General features: G+C 64.2%; 16 protein-coding genes. 8 read left to right on the top strand and 8 right to left on the bottom strand.

What is annotated here, in order from left to right; translation table 11 throughout:
- Nucleotides 1-7: 7 nt before the first annotated feature.
- The 3 genes from H1204_RS19465 to H1204_RS19475 all read left to right on the top strand — a co-directional run bounded on the left by H1204_RS19465 (nucleotide 8) and on the right by H1204_RS19475 (nucleotide 4,237).
- Nucleotides 8-1,132, top strand: coding sequence for an HlyD family secretion protein (locus H1204_RS19465; protein WP_180732314.1), 1,125 nt, complete (start codon nucleotides 8-10; stop codon nucleotides 1,130-1,132).
- Nucleotides 1,125-2,705, top strand: coding sequence for an MDR family MFS transporter (locus tag H1204_RS19470; protein WP_180732315.1), 1,581 nt, complete (start codon nucleotides 1,125-1,127; stop codon nucleotides 2,703-2,705). The genes H1204_RS19465 and H1204_RS19470 overlap by 8 nt, the downstream gene beginning before the upstream one ends.
- A gap of 101 nt (nucleotides 2,706-2,806) precedes the next feature.
- Complete coding sequence (locus H1204_RS19475) at nucleotides 2,807-4,237, top strand: efflux transporter outer membrane subunit (protein WP_180733231.1); 1,431 nt, start codon at nucleotides 2,807-2,809, stop codon at nucleotides 4,235-4,237.
- Nucleotides 4,238-4,320: 83 nt separating this feature from the next.
- On the opposite strand, the gene H1204_RS19480 is transcribed toward H1204_RS19475, so the two are convergent.
- From H1204_RS19480 to H1204_RS19490, 3 genes are all read right to left on the bottom strand, one after another.
- Nucleotides 4,321-5,427, bottom strand: coding sequence for a TAXI family TRAP transporter solute-binding subunit (locus H1204_RS19480; protein ID WP_180732316.1), 1,107 nt, complete (start codon nucleotides 5,425-5,427; stop codon nucleotides 4,321-4,323).
- Between the two features lie 118 nt (nucleotides 5,428-5,545).
- A complete protein-coding gene (locus tag H1204_RS19485; protein WP_243468727.1) occupies nucleotides 5,546-6,577 on the bottom strand; it encodes a zinc ribbon domain-containing protein in 1,032 nt (343 codons plus the stop codon).
- Nucleotides 6,578-7,085: 508 nt separating this feature from the next.
- Complete coding sequence (locus H1204_RS19490; RefSeq protein ID WP_180732318.1) at nucleotides 7,086-8,594, bottom strand: MDR family MFS transporter; 1,509 nt, start codon at nucleotides 8,592-8,594, stop codon at nucleotides 7,086-7,088.
- 83 nt (nucleotides 8,595-8,677) lie between these two features.
- On the opposite strand from H1204_RS19490, the gene H1204_RS19495 reads away from it, so the two are divergent.
- Together H1204_RS19495 and H1204_RS19500 are read left to right on the top strand one after the other, a co-directional pair.
- Nucleotides 8,678-9,424, top strand: coding sequence for a TetR/AcrR family transcriptional regulator (locus H1204_RS19495; protein WP_180732319.1), 747 nt, complete (start codon nucleotides 8,678-8,680; stop codon nucleotides 9,422-9,424).
- 390 nt (nucleotides 9,425-9,814) lie between these two features.
- A complete protein-coding gene (locus H1204_RS19500; RefSeq protein WP_042314759.1) occupies nucleotides 9,815-10,279 on the top strand; it encodes a response regulator in 465 nt (154 codons plus the stop codon).
- 31 nt (nucleotides 10,280-10,310) lie between these two features.
- Here H1204_RS19500 and H1204_RS19505 read toward each other — a convergent pair whose 3' ends face one another.
- From H1204_RS19505 to H1204_RS19515, 3 genes are read right to left on the bottom strand one after another with little or no spacing between them, the layout of a single operon-like run.
- Nucleotides 10,311-10,886: a Fur family transcriptional regulator gene (locus H1204_RS19505; protein WP_180732320.1), complete on the bottom strand. Its 576-nt coding sequence runs from the start codon at nucleotides 10,884-10,886 to the stop codon at nucleotides 10,311-10,313.
- A 19-nt stretch (nucleotides 10,887-10,905) separates the two neighbouring features.
- A complete protein-coding gene (locus H1204_RS19510) occupies nucleotides 10,906-11,532 on the bottom strand; it encodes a glutathione binding-like protein (protein ID WP_180732321.1) in 627 nt (208 codons plus the stop codon).
- 2 nt (nucleotides 11,533-11,534) lie between these two features.
- Entirely contained in the window at nucleotides 11,535-12,161 is a 627-nt protein-coding gene (locus tag H1204_RS19515) for a glutathione S-transferase (RefSeq protein ID WP_180732322.1), read from the bottom strand.
- Between the two features lie 155 nt (nucleotides 12,162-12,316).
- Between H1204_RS19515 and H1204_RS19520 the strand changes: the two genes are divergently transcribed.
- Entirely contained in the window at nucleotides 12,317-13,990 is a 1,674-nt protein-coding gene (locus H1204_RS19520) for an ATP-binding domain-containing protein (RefSeq protein ID WP_180732323.1), read from the top strand.
- A gap of 31 nt (nucleotides 13,991-14,021) precedes the next feature.
- On the opposite strand, the gene H1204_RS19525 is transcribed toward H1204_RS19520, so the two are convergent.
- On the bottom strand, nucleotides 14,022-14,969 hold the full coding sequence (locus tag H1204_RS19525; protein WP_180732324.1) for a phosphoribosyltransferase: 948 nt from the start codon (nucleotides 14,967-14,969) through the stop codon (nucleotides 14,022-14,024).
- Nucleotides 14,970-15,169: 200 nt separating this feature from the next.
- On the opposite strand from H1204_RS19525, the gene H1204_RS19530 reads away from it, so the two are divergent.
- On the top strand, nucleotides 15,170-15,700 hold the full coding sequence (locus H1204_RS19530; RefSeq protein ID WP_180732325.1) for a molybdopterin-dependent oxidoreductase: 531 nt from the start codon (nucleotides 15,170-15,172) through the stop codon (nucleotides 15,698-15,700).
- On the top strand, nucleotides 15,670-17,523 hold the full coding sequence (locus H1204_RS19535; RefSeq protein WP_180732326.1) for an ATP-binding protein: 1,854 nt from the start codon (nucleotides 15,670-15,672) through the stop codon (nucleotides 17,521-17,523). The genes H1204_RS19530 and H1204_RS19535 overlap by 31 nt, the downstream gene beginning before the upstream one ends.
- Before the next feature lie 28 nt (nucleotides 17,524-17,551).
- On the opposite strand, the gene H1204_RS19540 is transcribed toward H1204_RS19535, so the two are convergent.
- Nucleotides 17,552-18,406, bottom strand: a complete 855-nt coding sequence (locus H1204_RS19540; protein WP_007588675.1) for a helix-turn-helix domain-containing protein — start codon at nucleotides 18,404-18,406, stop codon at nucleotides 17,552-17,554.
- Nucleotides 18,407-18,522 lie beyond the last annotated feature (116 nt).

An 18,522-nucleotide genomic window follows, 5' to 3' on the forward strand; every position in this document is an offset into this window, starting at 1 on the left:
GGTCGACATGTCAGCCACTTTGCCCGTCGAAGACGCGGGGCCCGCCGCGAGCGCGCAACGGTCGAGAAAGAAGGGCGTATTTCTCATCATCGGCGGCGTCGCCGTGCTTGGCGCGATTGCGTGGGGCGCGCACTGGTGGACGGTGGGGCGCTTCATCGAAAGCACTGACGACGCGTATCTGCAAGCCGACGGTATGACCGTCGCGCCGAAGGTGTCGGGCTACGTGGCCGACGTGCTGGTCGGCGACAATCAGGCTGTCAAACGCGGCCAGCCACTCGTGCGGCTCGACGGCCGCCAGTACGACGCGGTGCTCGAACAGGCGAACGCGACCATCGCCGCGCGCCGCGCCGACATCCTGCATGGCGAAGCAGAACTCGCGCAGCAACAGGCGGCCATCGCGCAAGCCCGCGCGCAACTCGACGGCGCGAGCGCGAACGAGGCCCACGCCGCCGATCAGGTCAAGCGCTACGAGCCGCTCGCCGCGACGGGCGCCGAGACGGGCGAGCGCGTCGCCGAGTTGCGCAATACGCAGCGTCAGGCAAGTGCCACGCGTGCCGCGGACGCCGCCGCGCTGCAAAGCGCCGAACGCCAGATCGCGACCACGCATGCCGCGATCGAACAGGCGCGCGCGCAACTGGCCGCCGCCGAAGCAAGCGCGCGCCAGGCGCAACTCGACACGCAGGACACGGTGCTCACGAGTCCCATCGACGGACGCGTCGGCGACCGCAGCGTGCGCGTCGGCCAATACGCGCAGCCGGGCTCGCGCTTCATGACAATCGTGCCCGTGCAGGACGTGTATCTCGTCGCGAACTTCAAGGAAACGCAGATCGGCATGATGCGCGTCGGCCAGCCCGTGACGCTGCATGTCGACGCGTTGCCGGGCACTAAGCTGCATGGCAAGGTTGACAGCTTCTCGCCGGGTACGGGTTCGCAGTTCGCGTTGCTGCCCGCGCAGAACGCGACGGGCAACTTCACGAAGATCGTGCAGCGCGTGCCCGTGCGCATCCGGCTCGACGTCGGGCAGGAAACGCGCAAGGTGCTGCTGCCGGGCCTGTCGGTGAACGTCGATGTGGACACGCGCGGCGCTCGCGACAACGAAGCGCGCATCGAACGCGAGAACGGCCGTGGCTGAGCACGCGGCCGCAAAACCGGCCAACGTCACGGCCAACGCCACGGCCGCCGACTGGACGGCTGTCGCCGCGGGCGCGCTCGGCGCGCTGATGGCGACGCTCGACATCTCGATCACGAACTCCGCGTTGCCGCAGATTCAAGGGCAAATTGGCGCGACGGGCACCGAGGGCACGTGGATATCGACGGGCTATCTGATGTCCGAGATCGTGATGATTCCGCTCGCCGCGTGGCTCACGCGCGTGTTCGGGCTGCGCAATTTCCTGCTTGGCAATGCGACGCTGTTTACGCTGTTTTCGATTCTCTGCGGGATGTCGCACAGCCTGCCGCAGATGATCATCGGGCGGATCGGCCAGGGCTTCGCGGGCGGCGCGATGATTCCGACTGCGCAGACCATTGTCGCGACGCGGCTGCCGCGCCATCAGATGCCGATCGGCATGACGATGTTCGGACTGATCGTGCTGCTCGGGCCGTTGCTAGGGCCTGTGGTCGGCGGCTGGCTTGCGGAGAACATCGACTGGAGCTGGTGCTTCTTTCTCAACCTGCCCGTGGGCGTTGCGCTCGTCGTGCTGCTCGTCGCCGGGCTGGAAAACGCGCGCACCAACTGGCAACAGTTCGTGCGCGCGGACTGGCTCGGTATCGTCGGGATGGCGGCGGGTTTGAGTTCGCTGACCGTGGTGCTCGAAGAAGGGCAGCGCGAGCGCTGGTTCGAATCGCCGATGATCGTGTGGCTGAGCGTGGTCGCGGTTGCTGGCATTACGCTATTGCTCGCGGCGCAGTTCGTGTCGAAGCAGCCGATCGTGCGTCTGAAGCTGTTGACCAACGCGCGCTATGCGAGCGTGATCTTCATCGTCTTCACGGTCGGCGCGGGGCTGTACTGCGTGTCGTATCTGTTGCCGCAGTTTCTGTCTGGCGTGGCGGGCTACAACGCCCAGCAGTCGGGCGCGGTGATGCTGATGTCGGGTCTGCCTGCGTTCCTGATGATGCCCGTGCTGCCGCGTCTGATGGGGCGCGTCGATACGCGTCTGCTCGTGATGGCGGGCCTCGCGTGTTTCGCGGGCAGTTGCATGCTCGACATTGGGCTGACGGCGCAAAGTGCGGGCGACGACTTCACGTGGTCGCAACTGCTGCGCGGCGTCGGCCAGGTGCTCGCGATGATGCCGCTGAACCAGGCATCGATGGCGGCTGTACCACGCGATCAGGCGGGCGACGCTGCGGGTCTCTACAACATGGCGCGCAACCTGGGCGGCTCGGTGGGGCTCGCGCTGCTCGGCACGTTCATCGACCGGCGCAATACGTTTCATGACGACATGATCCGCGAATCGGTGACGGCGAATTCGCTGATCGGTCAGGAGCACGTCTCGCAGAGCGCGGCGGGCTTCTTCGCGCAGCATGGCGACATGGCCTACGCGAAGATGCAGGCGCTCGGCCAGCTCGCGGCGCAGATGCAGTTGCAGGCGAGCGTAATCACGTTTTCGGAAACGTTCTACGTGCTCGCCGTCGCGCTACTGCTGTGCATTCCTCTCGCTTTACTTCTCAAGAAGCCGGCACCGGGCACGCCGTCGGCCGGACATTGAAACCTGTGATGAAGCCATTTGATTTTGCCGCTCAGCGCGGCGCTGCCGCCGCGCGCTCCGATTCCCGTTTCGTGTCGCGTCGCGTTTCGCATCTCGCGTCGATGCTTTCGCCCGTCGCGGCTGCACTGACTGTGTTGCTCGCGGGCTGCACGGTCGGCCCCGACTACAGGGGCGCGCCCACCACGACGAACGCCAGCAGCTTCAAGCGTGCGCCTGACGGCGTCGTAGCGACCGCGCCCGGCGTCGCCGCGTGGTGGGTCGCGCTCAACGATCCGCAACTGACCGCGCTGATCGAAGCGGGGATCGACAACAGCCCGGACCTGCGCGCCGCGCAGGCTCGCGTGCGCCAGGCGCGCGCCGGGCTGACGCAGCAGCAGCGTAACGAATTGCCTAAGATCGGCGCGAGCGCGGCTTACGTGCGCACGCGCGAACCCGATCTGTCGTCGCTGAGCGGCGGCAGTTCCGGCTCGTCGAGCGGGCGTGGTCCCGTCGCGCTGTATCTGGCGGGCTTCGATGCGAGCTGGGAGCTCGATCTTTTCGGCGGCACGCGTCGCGCGGTCGAAGCGGCGTCGGCGGAAGCGGACGCGTCCGAAGCAGACCTCGCCGATACGCACGTGCAACTCGCTGCGGAAATCGGCAGCGCGTATGTCGGCTTGCGCGATCAGCAGCAGCGCATCGTGATCGTGCGTAAATCGGCGGAGCTAGAAGAGCATGTGCTGTCACTGACCGAGCAGCGGCGCGAGCGCGGCGTCTCATCGCAAGTCGATGTCGAACGCGTGCGCACGCAGGTCGAGAACACGCGCAACGCGCTCATTCCCCTCGATGCGCAGATCGCCGAATCGCTCGACGAACTCGCGCTTCTGACGGGCCGCGAGCCGGGCGCGCTCGACGACATGCTGAAGCAGCCCGCGCCGCTGCCCGCGTTACCGCAGACGGTTGCCGTCGGCGATCCGGCGCAATTGCTGCGGCGGCGTCCCGATGTGCGCGCAGCCGAGCGGCGGCTCGCGTCACAGAGCGCGCAGATCGGCGAACGCGAGGCGGACTGGTTTCCGAAAGTCACGCTGTTCGGCAGCCTGAGCTACAGCGCTGCGGACCCGGGCCATCTGGTGCGCAAGGATAACCTCACGTGGCTCGGGGTGCCGTATCTGCAATGGAACGCTTTCGACTTCGGCCGCACGAAAGCGAAAGTCGATCAGGCGCGCGCGTCGTTCGACGAAGCGCAGGCGAAGTACGAAAGCACCGTGCTCGGCGCGCTGCGCGATGCCGATGTCGCGCTGTCGCGCTATGGGCACGAGCGTGAGAACGTGGTCAGCCTGCGCACGGTTGAAGATTCCGCGACGCGCGCCGCGACCTTGACCGAGCAGCGCTATCGCGCGGGCACGGCGACGGCGCTCGACTGGATCGACACGGAACGCACGCGCTATACAGCCGAGCAGAATCGCGTGCAGAGCGACGCGCAGCTGATCAAGGACTACGTCGCGTTGCAGAAGAGTCTGGGGCTTGGCTGGGAAGGCAACGCGTCTGCGCAGTAATCGTGCGAGAGGGCGAAAAGAAAAAACGCCACTGCGTGATATGCGCAGTGGCGTTTTTTTGTGCTCGTCGCGTCAAGGCGATTTCACTTGCCGCACAACAGCAGCAGACGCTCCTGATCGGAGCACGGACGTTTGTTCACTTTCGGCGCGGCAGGCTGTTGCTGCACCGCCGCCGCCGTCGCGCCGCCCGCCGGCATCGACGCCCGGCGTGCGATGCACGAGCGCAAATGCCGCTCGATAGGCGGATAGTATTGCCAGCCTTTCGTGAGCGGCGGCAGTTCGAGCTTGACCTGCTTCCACTTCGGATGGCCTTTTTCCTGCAGCACGTCGAAGTTCTCGCACAGTGAATCGGCGAAGCGGTTCAGGTTGCTCACCGTGTCGCGCAGGCCGTAGTCATAGGTGACGAGAAACGCTTTCACGGTGAGCGTCGGTACATCGTCCTTCAGCCAGTTCGGATAGCTGCTCTGGCGGATCGTCGCCGGAAAATAGGTTTCCTTTGCGCGCGTGGTTTCAGACGCGTTGGGATCGGCGCGCAAGATTCGGATCTGCGCGAGCAGATCGGGATTCATATCGGTGAAGAGCTTGGCCGGCTGTCCCGCGACGATCACGGCCACGTCGATCTTCTTCACGACGAGGGCGGCAATCGCGTCTTCGTTCGAAAGACTCTGGACGTTCTGCTCGGGAATCGGCTGATTGAACATCAGGTGGTAGAGCGTGGTCGCCGATTGCGCCGTGCCGCTGCCGATCGGACCGATACTGATGACCTTGTCCTTGATCTCGTTGATCGACTTCATCGGCGAGTCGTCGCGCACGACGAAATAGATCTCCTCGTTGTAGAGCGGCATGATGAGCCGCAGCGGGCGGATCGTCGTGCCCGCGTCGGCATTGCCGGAATTGGCCATGTCGAGATACGCCTGATACACATCCGATTGCACGAGCGCGAGCTTCACGCCCGGCTCGAAACGCATACGCTGCACGTTCTCCGCTGAGCCTTTCGACGGCATCACTTCGAGGTCGATGCCCGCGGGCTGCGCGACATACTTCGCGAGATCGGCGCCGATCTGGATGTACGTGCCGCGCTCCTGTCCGGTGACGATCTTGTAGTGCGCGCTGACCCCGGCCGCCACGGCCAACGACGCGATCATCAAGCACACCAGTCCCGTCAATCCCGTCAGCACTTTCTTGAGCATGGTCTACCTACCTTATGGTGTGTTGAACAGCATGCGCCAACGGCTGACGCGCATGTTCCGTTACATCAGGCATTGCAATGCGTTGAGTAGCTTCGTTTTCTCGATTGCGTGACGTGCTCTACTGTTTGTTCGCTGATGGCGCCTTCTTCCAGCCCGATTCGCGGATCGCGCGCATTTGCGCTTCGATACCGCTGGCGCCCGTGTTCGTTGCTGGGGGAGTGGCTGCGTTGTTCGTCGTTGCCGTGTTGTTCGTGGGCAGGGTGGGCGCTGGCGCGGGGTTGGCTTTGGCTTGCGGCGTTCCGGCGCGCGGCGCGGCCGCGGTTGCGCCCGTCAGCGGTTTCCAGCCCGTCGTAAGAATCACGCGTTCGAGCAGCGTCTGCGCATCGACGCTGCTGACGTCGATCGCGAGCGCTTGCGCTGCGCGCTCGCGCACGCAGCCCCATAACTTGTCTTTCGCGCAGGTAGTCGCAGCGCCGAGCGCAACGTCACGCTTGTTTTCGCGATCCTTCAGATCGCTTTGCATCTGCATCGCTTCCGGATTGCTCGCCTCGACGGACAGTGCGTCGGATAGCGCGGACTGCGCTTCGGCGAGGTTGTTGTGCGCGAGCGCGGCGCGCGCCGCGCGCAATGCTTCAGGCACATCCCGGTAGTGCTGGGCCACGCGCGGGCGCGGCGGCGCGATCGGCGCGGGCGGCGCGATCGGCGTCTTCGCGGCGGGCACGTTGGTCACGTTGGCGGTCGGTGTGTTGCGCGCGTTTTGCGGCGCGGTGTACGGTGAAATCGATCCGCCCGACGTGCTTGCGCTGTTCGTCGCTTCGTCCGCGCCCGTGTCCTGCCTGTGGTTGTCGCCGAGCAGCAGATAGCCCGCATAGCCGAGCGCGACGATGAAGAGCAGCAGCACGACACCCTTCGTGGCGATCCAGCGGCCGGCCGATTGCCGTAGCGGTTGCGGCTCCTCGAGCGGTGGAACGGGAGGTTCGGGTGATGCAAGCGACGGGAGGCCGGCTGCCTCATCGGTATGGATTTCGGCCGGAGCGGGCGGCGAGGTGTCGACGGCTCTCAGTTGCGTACCGGCGCGCTTGCGCTGGGTTCGTTCGAGAGGATGATCGGCACCGCAGTAAGGACAGAATTCGACATGCTGGTACAGCACGCCCCCGCACCGTGTGCACGGCGTTGGGAATCCCTGGGCAGGTGACGTTTCAGCAGACATGCTTAACCCCAACCAGTTGTAGGCAATGCCATTTCGGCATGCTCAGGATCGAAGTTGAAGCAAACTCGCAGTTGGCGGAACTCGCGATCCACATGCGCTGGGTAGCGGCCAGCCCAGTCCTTTCGTTACGGGGCCGCTGTGTGTGCCAATATGGTTTCTTTCGCTCGTCGCGTCAATCGACGTTGTTACCTACCGAACACACCTGTGTCGTGATTTCAGGGGGGAAACGAATGCGCATCAGGGTTTTTGCATAGACGCGAATACAACGTGGCGTCATTGATTAATCATAGGAAATACATCGTTCAGATCAAAGGCCGGCGTGCAAAACGGCCGGCCCATGTATGTGAAAACTGCAGAGCATAGCGAGTGATAGGGCACGTCTTTTGTGCGTGACGTCGACCGTGATCGTGCTTCTGTTTGCTAGCGTTTGTCCGTTTTCGACGGGGCTTTAGTGCTTGCGCAGCGGATGATCTCTCAACAGCCATGCAAGCGCGAACGCGAGCACCACCACGCACGCCGCGACGATATACACCGTATGCAATGCGCTTGCGAACGCCTGCAGATAATCGTCGCGCAACACGGCAGGCAAGTGATGAATCGCAGCGGGGCCGAGCGCGTGCGGCAGTTCGGTGTCGGGCGGAATCAGCGCTTGCAGGCGCGAAGCGAGTCCGTTCGAAAAGATCGCGCCGAAGGCAGCGACGCCGACCGAGCCGCCAATCGAACGGAACAGCGTCGCGCCCGAGGTCGCCGTGCCGAGATGCTTGAACGGCACTGCATTCTGCACGGCGAGAATCAGCACTTGCATCACCATGCCGAGACCGCAGCCGAGCACGCCCATGTATGCATACATCACATGAACGGGTGTCTCGAGCTTGAGCGTGGTCAGCAGCACCATCGCGACGCCGACGAGGAACGTGCCCATGATCGGGAACATCCGGTACTTGCCGATCCGGCTGATGATGCGGCCCGTGATGATCGACATCAGCAGCACGCCGCCCATCATCGGCAGCATCTGCATGCCAGCTTCCGACGGCGTCGAATTCTTCACCACTTGCAGATACATCGGCAGGAACGTCACCGAGCCGAACAGCGACACGCCGACGATGAACCCGATCGCGCTCGCCAGCAAAAACGTGCGGTCGCGAAACAGTTCGAGCGGCATGATCGGCTCGGCGGCGAGACGCTCTTCATAGATGAATCCGCCGATGCAGATGAACGCGAGCAGCAGCGTGCCCCAGAGTTGCGGCGACGTCCACGGCAGCACCGTGCCGCCCTGGCTCGTGAACAGGATCAGGCAGGTGAGGGCGCCTGCGAGAAAGGCCGCGCCCATGTAGTCGATGGTGTGCTTCACATGCGCGACGCGCGGCTTGAACACGGCGCCGATCACCAGCAGCGCGACGATGCCGAGCGGCACGTTGATATAGAAGATCCAGCGCCACGACAGATGGTCGACGAGAAAGCCGCCCATCATCGGACCGATCACGGTCGCAAGACCGAACACGCCGCCGAACACGCCCTGATAGCGGCCGCGTTCGGCAGGCGGGATGACGTCGCCGATCGCCGCCATCGTGATCACCAGCAGTCCGCCGCCGCCCAGCCCTTGCAACGCGCGTAACAGGATCAGCTGCGTCATGTTCTGCGCGACGCCGCAGAGTGCCGAGCCGATCAGAAATAGCACGATGGCCGTCTGCAACACGACCTTGCGGCCGAACAGGTCGCCGAACTTGCCGTATAGCGGCACGACGATCGTCGACGTCAGCAGGTAGGCGGTGACGACCCACGACAGGCTGTCCAGTCCGCCAAGCTCGCCGACGATGGTGGGCAGCGCGGTCGATACGATGGTCTGGTCGAGCGCGGCGAGCAGCATCACCAGCAGCAGCGCCGGAAACAGCACGCGAAGAGACGGGCGCTCGATGGCTGCGGGCGCCGCTTCGGCAGAAAGAGTCTGGCGGTCCATCTGGGCTTCCATGGCGTTAAGATCTCTTGAAATTAATTAACATGCAGATTAATATATGACATATTCCAGCGTTCGTCAAATTCATGGTCATGGCAACAAAATCGGCAGCGGTAGCGGGTTCGGATCAGGCTGAGCAGGCGCCGCAGGCGCGGGGCGGCGACAATGCAGGCGCCCAAGGCGCGCCCGCTGGGCGCCGGCCCGGCCGGCCTTCCGGCAGCGGGCGCGGGCCGGAGCAGCGCGCCCGTCTGCTGGACGCGGCGCTCGCGCTGTTCGCGCGGCAGGGTATCGTCGATACGACGCTTGGCCAGGTCGCGCGCGAGGCCGGTTTCACGCCCGCGATGATGCATTACTACTTCAAGACGCGCGATCAGCTGCTCGACGTGCTGATCGACGAGCGCTTTCTGCCGTTGCGCGCGAAGCTCAGCGGCTCTTTTCAGACGAATCCCGACGACCCCATCGCAGGGATCACGCTGCTCGCGCAGCGGCTCGTTGAAGTGGCGGGCGATTATCCGTGGTTCCCGTCGCTGTGGATCCGCGAAGTGATCAGCGAAGGCGGCCTGCTCAAGCAGCGCATGCACGAGCGCTTCGGTAACGTGAACCAGAAAAGCGGCATCGAATTCATCGAGAAATGGCAGAAGGAAGGCAAGCTCAATCGGGAGCTGGAGCCGTCGCTGGTTTTTCTGTCGGTGATCGGACTCACGATCTTGCCGCTCGCGACCTCGTCGATGTGGCGCAACGACCCGGCGCGCCGCAAGCTGACAGCCGACGACATCGCGCGCCATGCGGTCGCGCTACTGACACACGGCGTCACTCCGCCTGCTGCAGCGTGAACGGCGGCGGTTCAAAATAGAAGCTGTTGCACACAGCGTCCGACGCGGCACGCAACGTGCTTCATGCTATCCGTTTCGCATGTCTGCTTTTGGACGGTCACGCAAGCGTCTTGCGCAATCGTCGCCACGGCGCGGTATGTTCTGCCGTCAAGCTATATGCCGAAGCGGACAAGCGCACAGTCGCGTGCAACTCGTTCCGTACAATTGAGTCCGAATGAACGAGATGCGCTGCGCGACGGCGCGCGCAGTGACGATTTCGCGAAACAGGGGAGTTTGTCGGACGAACAGCGCGTCCGTCACTCGTGGGTAAGAACGTGCATACGAGAGTAGAAACGTTGAACCGTTTTCCGCTGCCGGCGCTGGCGCGGTACACATTGCGTTAGATACATCATGGCCACGTCAGAGTGCATAACCAGCTTTTCAAGCCATAACATCAAGATGAACGGAGTATTGAGGCTCGATCAGGCCACGATCGTGCTCGTTGAAGACGATCCGCAGAACAGGGAATCGTTGAAGATTTTGCTCGAATCGGAAGGCGCCAACGTCATCGCCGTGGCGGATGCGGAAGAGGGTGTCGAGGCGGCCGTGCGGGCGTTGCCCGATGCGGTCGTCTGCGATCTCGATCTGCCCGCCATGGACGGCTTCTATCTGATTCAGCGCGTGCGGGATCACGAGATTCGCGGCGATCATTCACCTTCGGTCGCAGTGGCCCTGACGGGCCATACCGATGAAGCCTACCGGCTGCGCAGCATCGGCGAAGGATTCCAGCATTTCATGACGAAGCCGGCGCCGCCCGAGGCGCTGGTGACGCTATTGCATGACGCGATAGGCGCGCGCGCCGCCGGTTTGACCTGACGCTCGAACCGCGGCGTTTTGACGGATGTGTTCAGCTGCCGGCGGCTTGCGCCGCCTGGCATGCCGAACACAGTCCTTTCAGCTCGATTCCATCACCGGCGAGCCGGTACCCTGCGTTTTCGATTTGCGCGACGAGCGCCTCGCGCAGTGCCGGCTGATGCAGTTCGGTGACGTTGCCGCATTGCTGGCACACGACCAGAATGCCGTGCTGGCATTGCGTGAGATCGTGGCAGACGGCGAATGCGTTGATCGACTCAATCTTGTGCACGAGCCCAGCGGACAGCAGAAAATCCAGCGCGCGATACACGGTGGGCGGCGCGGAGCCGGGGTGGATCTGACGCATGTCGTCGAGCAGCGAATACGCCTTGGTGGCGCGGCCCGACGTCAACAGCAACTCCAGCACCTTGCGGCGGATCGGCGTGAGCTTTTCGCCACGCTCGCGGCAGTATTCTTCGGCTAGTGCGAGCGCCGCCTCGGCCGAGGCAGGCGTGCCGTGCGCGTGATCGTTATGCGGGTCGTCCGCGTGCGAATGCGCGTGATGCGGAAGACCCGGCGCATGCCCCGGCGTGGATGCAGTGTCGGCAGCGGTTGGCTTGGCGTTTTTCATCCGCTGATTATACGGTGCGTCAATCGAGCTTCACGTCGAACCCGCGCTTCACGCCCGGACGTGCGAACAGCGTCTCGTACCAGCGCTTCACGTTCGGAAACTCGGCGAGATCGACCTTGTGGCGCTCGTGTCGCCACGCCCAGCCGAGAATCGCGAAGTCGGCGATCGACAGGTCGCCCGCCACGTATTCGCTCTTGCCCAGACGCGCGTCGAGCACCTTGTAGAGGCGCCGCGTTTCGGTGGAAAAGCGCTTGAGGCCGTAGCGCTTGTCGTCTTCGGAAGCGAGCGCCGCGAAGTGATGTACCTGGCCGGGCATCGGCCCGAAGCCGCCCATTTGCCACATCAGCCATTCGAGTACGGGCACCCGGTCGCGCAGACTCTGCGGCAGGAATTTGCCTGTCTTTTCGCCGAGATACAGCAGGATCGCGCCCGATTCGAACACGCTGATCGGCTTGCCGTCCGGTCCGTCGGGATCGACGATCGCGGGAATCTTGTTGTTCGGGCTGATCGCGAGAAAGTCCGGGTCGAACTGCTCGTCCTTCGTGATGTTGATCGGCTTCACAGCGTACGGCAGTGCCATTTCTTCGAGGGCGACGCTGATCTTGCGGCCGTTCGGCGTGCCCCACGCATAAAGCGAGATAGTCATGTTCAGGTCAGATCGAAGTCGACGTATTGCTTGAAGCCGGAGCGGGTCGACAGCCGCTGATACCAGCGTTCGAGATTCGGCAGCGACGGACGCTCGACACCCGGCAGCCCGAACCAGCGCTTCGCATACGCGCCCAGCACGATGTCCGCGAGCGTGAACTTCTCGCCTTCGATGAAGAAGCGCCCTTGCAGTTGCGCGTCGAGCATCTTCCACAGCTTCGCGACGTTGTCGATGTCGGTGGCGAGCTTCGCGTTGTCGCGTTCGGCCTCGGGCGTACGTACGATGGCCCAGAACACGGGACGCTCGGCGGGCTGCAGCGTAGATAGCGCCCAGTCGAGCCAGCGGTCGATGCTGGCGCGCGCCTTCGGTTCATCGGGGTAGAGTACGCTCGATTCGCCGTACTGCATGACGAGATAGCGCAGGATCGAGTTCGATTCCCACAGCACGTAGTCGCCGTCGACGAGCGTCGGCACCTTGCCCGTCGGGTTCATCGCGAGATATTCGGGTTCGTCGTTGCGGCCGAACTGCAGGCCGGCGTCGATGCGGTTGTAGGGCAAGACCAGCTCGTCACACACCCACAGGATCTTCTGCACATTGACCGAGTTGGCGCGTCCCCAAACTGTAATCATCCGGTAATCCTCTTTCGTCTTCTTGATTGGCAAGCCGCGCTGCGCGCGGCGTTCAACCAGTAACGATACACGAAGCGGCCTTTTTCTTCCGACTGCGGGCAATGCCCCTACACGCGTTGCGTACAATGGGCGCACCCCATTTTGACGAGGCGCGCATGGCCCGCATTGTCCCCGACGACTGGAAAAGTCTCGCCGCCACTGGCGCCGCCTCGCGCGAGCGCGAAACGCTGGCGCTGCTCGAAGAAGCGCTGCCGCGCGAGTACACGGTCTATCACGGCGTGCACTGGACACGGTTGCATGAGGGCTTTTCGGTGTTCGGCGAGGCGGACTTCGTGATCGTCAGTCCGGCGGGGCGCGTGATGATCGTCGAGCAGAAAACGGGCTTCCTTCGTGAGACGCCGAAAGGGCTGGTCAAGGTCTACATGCAGACCGAGCGCAACGTGGCGATTGCGCTCGCGCGCACGATCGAAGGGCTGCATCGGCGGTTCACGGCGGCGTTCGGTGCGGGCACGTATTTCATCGAAGAGCTGTTGTACTGTCCGGATCACATCGTCAAGGACGCGGCAATCTCAGGCGTGAACCCGGCGCGCATCGTCGATGCGACGCGCAAGGACAAGCTCGTCAGCATCATCCGCGAGGCGCTGCCCGAGGACGAGCCGCGTCTGCCGTGCGCGTCGAAGATTCACCACTTCCTCGCCGACGAACTGGCACTCGCGCCCGACGCGAGCGCGCTGGTCGGCCAGGCGGGCACGCTCGTCACGCGGCTCGCGGGCGGGCTGGCCACATGGGCGCGACGGCTCGAATTCGCGCCGTTCCGGCTACGCGTGATCGGCACGGCGGGCTCCGGCAAAACGCAACTCGCGGTGCAAGTGATGAAAGACGCCGTCGCGCGCGGCGCGCGTCCGTTGTATGTGTGCTTCAACCGGCCGCTCGCGGATCACATTGCGCGCGTTGCGCCGCCCGAGGCGAAAGTCGCGAACTATCACCAGTTGTGCGACGAGATCGTGCGGGATAGCGGCCGCGCGCCGGATTTCCAGAGCAGCGACGTGTTCGGGCAACTCGAAACCGCATTCGCCGACACACCGATCGACGCGCGCTTCCAGTACGACGTGCTGATCGTCGACGAAGGCCAGGACTTCCAGCAGCCGTGGGTGCCCGCGCTCGAACGGCTCCTGAAGCCGGGCGGCGCATGGTGGTGGCTCGAAGATCCGCTGCAAAACCTGTATATGCGCGAGAGCGTCGCACTGCCCGGCTGGACGGTGCTGCGCGAATCGACCAACTATCGCAGTCCGCGCGACATCCTCGACTATCTGCGCGGCGTGGTCGGCGCGACGGTGCCGCTGGCGGCAGGCCTCGCGGCGGGCAGTCCGTTCGACGGCTCCGATATCTCGCTGTCCACGTACGACGAAACCCAGCTGCCCGAAAGCTGCATCGACGCGACGAAGCGCGCGATCACCCAGGCGCTGGCGCTTGGCTTTCGCAAGCAGGACATTGCGGTGCTGTCGTTTCGCGGACGCGAAGGCTCGGTGCTGTGGCCGCTCGATCATCTCGGTCCGCACCGGCTGCGCAGCTTCACGGGCAAGTACGATCTGTTCGGCAATCCCGCGTATCGGGAAGGCGACGTGCTGCTCGACTCGATCTACCGCTTCAAAGGGCAGTCGGCGCCGTGCGTGATCCTGAGCGAGGTGGATTTCGACGCGTTCGACGAGCGCAACGCGCGCAAGCTCTTCGTCGGCGCGACCCGCGCGACGATGAAGCTGATCGTCGTCGCGTCGCAGCGGGCGGCGCGGCATCTGCAACTTGGGGACGCGAAGGAGCAGGCGGGCTGAGGAACCGCGAGCGCGGCGCGCTTCGGAAATCTCAGCGCCAGGCCGACGCGCTGATCAGCGTGCCTGTGTGCTTGAGCGCGTCCCACCAGATCACGCGCAGCAGCGGCGCGAGCTTCGCGATGAGGAGCGCCTGCACCGGGTCGCTTTCGATGAAATGCGTGACGCCGCAGCGCAACGCCGCGGCCGCCTTGTGCGCGGCGGCGCCTTCGGACGTTTCGTCATGCGCGTCGGGCGTGCGCATCACCAGTTCGAGATGACCGAAACCGTGCCGCTCTAGCCATGCGCGCGTGCGCTCCAGGTCGGCGTGCGGCCGGCCCGTGATGACCGCGCGCACTTTCTGCACATCGACATCGGGCAAGACCTCGTACGGCAACAGCGCGTCGCGCTCGTTCAAAGCGGCGGCGAGATCTTCGTCATACCGTGACAACGGCACGTCGGGCAACAGGATGCCGTCCAGATCGATCGCATAGGTCGCGTATTCGTGGTCATCCGCCATTTTCCCGGACGCACCAGACTCGACTTTCAGCCAGTCGTCGCGATAGTCGTCCGTATAGGCCTGGCGTTCCCACGGGAACAGCGCGAAGAAGCCCGACGCGTCGTTCGCAAAGTCCGGGCGGATGCGGCTGATTTCGTCGAAGGCGGCCGTCAGCGTCTTGACGATCAGGCCGTGCTGTTCGAGAAACGCGATGCAATCGACCAGCGTGAAACCACGGCCCGCGATGTCCTCGCACAGCAGCACCTTCGAGCCGGGCGGCGGCAGCGGCTGGGCCGAGTCCCACGTGACGTGGCGTGCCCTGCGGTCGTAGCTCAGAAACGCGACAGGCACGCCGATCGCATGCGAAGCCATCAACGCGAGCGGTGCGCCGCCCCGTAGAATGCCGACGGCGGCGGCGAAGCGCTCTTCCAGCAGGGTGGGCTGCAACGATTCGATCCAGTGGTCGAGCTGTTCGTAGGTCAACGGTAGAACCGGCTTTTTCATGACGGATGTTGCGCTTGTGGTGGGCCGGATGAACGTGCGTCGGCGAAGCGGCTTTTTTTGAGATGGAGCCGATATTATGCACGCCATGTAAAGATTCTGTGTCGGGGCGGGTCCTGCCGCGTTGTAGTTATCGTCTGATGGCGTTGTCAGGCACAATGCGGGCACGACTAACAACAAGACCACACTAGAGGGACCTGAAAGTGCACTACAAGAAATGCGGCGGGTTGCGTGCGTTCGCGCTGATGTCCGCGCTGGTCACCGTCCTGGCATTCGCTTCGTTCGGAGCGTCGGCCGCGCCGCTGACGACCACGCTCGCGCTCGACGTCAAAGGCAAGATAGCGAAGACCAACGACGACGATCACACCGTTTTTCACTTTTCCGAAGCCCAGTTGCTCGCGCTGCCCGTCCATAGCATTTCGACATCGACGACATGGACGGCAAAATCCACCTTCACGGGGCCGCTGCTCGCGGATATCCTGAAGACCGTGGGCGCGTACGGCGATCAGATCGAAATCCATACACTGGATGACTACACGTACACCGTTCCCGTGTCTGACACGAGCCGCTACGGCGTGATCGTTGCGTACAGCATGAACGGCAAGCGCCTGCAGGTCAGCGACTTCGGGCCGCTGTTTCTCATCTATCCGCGCGACCAGTTTCCCGGCGAGCTGGCGGGGGCGTCGGCGGACGCGAAATTCGTATGGCAGATCAAGGCTCTCATCGTCAAATAGGACGGCGCCCGCTGCGCCGTGTGGTGCTCGTCGTCATCTGGATCGCCGCGCTCGCGGCGCCGACCGCGGCGATCAGCTATCTGCTGTACTCGGCGCTGCTCAATCCGCGCGCAACCCAGCAACTGACGGGCACTTACGACGGCTTCTACTGGGACGCCGCGCAACTCCAGATCGCCTACGCGCGGCTCGAAAGCCAGTTGCTGCAGTACCAGACGGGCACCGATAGCGACTATCAGCGGCTCACGCTGCATTTCCAGGTGCTGCAATCGAAGCTGCGCGTGATGGCGGGCTCGACGCAGCGTCTCGCCGCGCAGACGGAGGCCGTGCAGCGCCAGCAGGACGAAATCGCAGGGCTCTCGGAGATGCTGGTCGCGATGCAGCCTTCGCTCGACGCGCTGCCGAATTCGCCCGCGCTCGCATCGCAAATGGTCGATGAACTGCGCAAGCACTGGAAGGAAGTCAACGATCTCGCGCTGAGCCGGCGCAACGTCGACCTGCAGGATCGCGAGGCGATGAATTCGGATTTCATCGCAAAGCGCCGGATGCTGTTCGCGGGCGGGCTCGTGCTGCTGTTGCTGTCGGCGGCGGCGACTACGCTGCTGGTGATGAACGGCCGGCGCCGCACCAAGCTGATCCTCCAGCAGCACGCCGCGCTCGATGCCGAGCACCAGGCCAGCCGCGCCGCGCGCGAGGCGAGTCTCGCCAAGGACGCGTTCCTCGGCATGATCAGCCATGAATTGCGCACGCCGCTGCATGCGATCGTCTCGTCGATCGAACTGCTCGGCTTCAACTTTCACTCCGAAGCGGACCGCAAGGTGATCCAGCGTCTGGAAACGGCCGCGCGCCATCTCGAAGCGCAGATGAAGGATCTGACCGACTACGCGCGCCTCGGCGCCGGCAAGCTCGAATTGCGCAACGAGCATTTCGATCCGCGCGAGCTGCTGACGTCGATCGTCGATGAGCACGAGCCGTTCGCGCGGGCGAAGGGTCTCGTATTCGAAGGCAGCGCGAGCGGAAGGATGGGGCTCGTCGATTCCGATCCGCACCGCATCCGGCAGATCGTCAACAACCTCGTGACCAACGGGATTCGCTACACCGAGCGCGGCACCGTCACGCTGCATTTCGACCAGCGCGACGACGCGCTGGCTATCGTCGTCACCGACACGGGCGCGGGCGTGCCGGACAAGCAGATTCCGCTGATCTTCAAGGAGTTCACGCAGCTCGACGCGTCGCGCACGCGGCGCTTCGAAGGCGCGGGGATGGGGCTCGCGATCGTGCAGGGGCTCGTCGATCTGTTCGGCGGGACGATCGATGTCGACAGCGAAGTGGGCAAGGGCACGCGCTTCACGGTGACGATTCCCGTCAAGCCGGTCGCCATGCCCGCCGACGCGTCCGTCGTGCCTCACACGGCGCATGGAGAAGGGCGCCCGCAGGTGCTGATCGTCGACGACAACCAGCTGATTCGCGAGTCGCTGTGCGAAATGCTCGAACACATGGGATGCGATGCGGCCGCCGTCGCCCATGCCGACGCCGCGCACGCATGGCTCGCCGCGCGGCAGTGCGATCTTGTGCTGCTCGATCTGCACATGCCCGACAAGGACGGCTACGCGTTCATGACTGAGTATGCGGAAAAGGTGGAAAGATCGGGTGAGGCGGTTCGCACGCCCGTGATCGCCGTGAGCGCTTACGCGCCCGATAGCGGGGAGCGCACGGAGGCGGATCTGTTCTTCGACAGCCTGACCAAGCCCGTTCACTACGAGGTGCTGCGCGACGCCGTGCAGCGTGCGCTGGCGGCGCGGCACGGGGCATCCGTCGCGGGCTGACGAGCGAGCCCGCGCTTGAGGCCGTGACTTATGCGCGGCTCAGACGCTTTGACAGATCGGCGACGAGAATCGCCATGCGCGCCGGCTTCTCGTAACAGGCCACATCGTAGTTGCGCACGATGTCGCTGATTTCCGACTCGCTCGCCTTGCCCGTCAGCAGTTCGCCCGTCAGCACGAAAATGGGTGCATCCGGATTCTCCGACGCGCGCACGGCGCGGATCGCCTCCGCCGACGTCTGCGGGCCGAACAGCCAGTCGATCACCACGCCGTCGAACACCTGCGTCTGCAGCGTCTCGGCGAAGGCCGCGAGACCATAGATCGCGATGGCCGCAAAGCCGCTGCGTTCGAGATAGTCGCGCAGATTGTCGGCGGATGCCTGGTCGTCGTCGACGACGGCGATCAGCGGCTTGTCGGTTTCGGCGCGGCGCGGATAGATCTCGATCTTGTGGACTTCATACGCGTTCTGATAGAGCGCGCCGTCGTGCCGCACGACGCGCCACTGGTCGAGCTTCGACCACGCGATGAATTCCGGCCGGCTGCCCGCTTCGATCGGCGCACCGATCCACGCGGTGCACGCCAGCTCGATTCCGCCGATCGCGAACACGGCTTCCTGCGCGGTGGCGCCGACCATGCCGGGGTCGAGCGATTGTGCGCCGAACAGCTGCGCCGCCGGCTCGCCGAATACCTCGGCGACCTTCTTGATCTGCGAGAGCGTCCACGGGCTATTGCCGCGCAGCTTGCGGTGGCCTTGCGAGAAACTCAAATCGAGGATCCGGCAAAGCTCGCTGGTTTGCTGACGCTTGCCGATGCCGTGGCGGCTCATCAACTCGCGCACGCGTTCGGCGACGGCAAGCGAGTCGGTTGAGGTGGCTTCGTTGGACATGCGCGAATCGTGTATCGCTATAAGTAGTTGTATGTGACGCGGCGTCGTGGCGGCGGCGCGGTGCGCGTGGCACGCCGGGTGGGCGTGCAGCTCTCGCAGGACCGCAACTGTACCTC

This window comes from Paraburkholderia sp. PGU19 (assembly GCF_013426915.1).
In the GTDB taxonomy this organism is placed as follows: domain Bacteria; phylum Pseudomonadota; class Gammaproteobacteria; order Burkholderiales; family Burkholderiaceae; genus Paraburkholderia.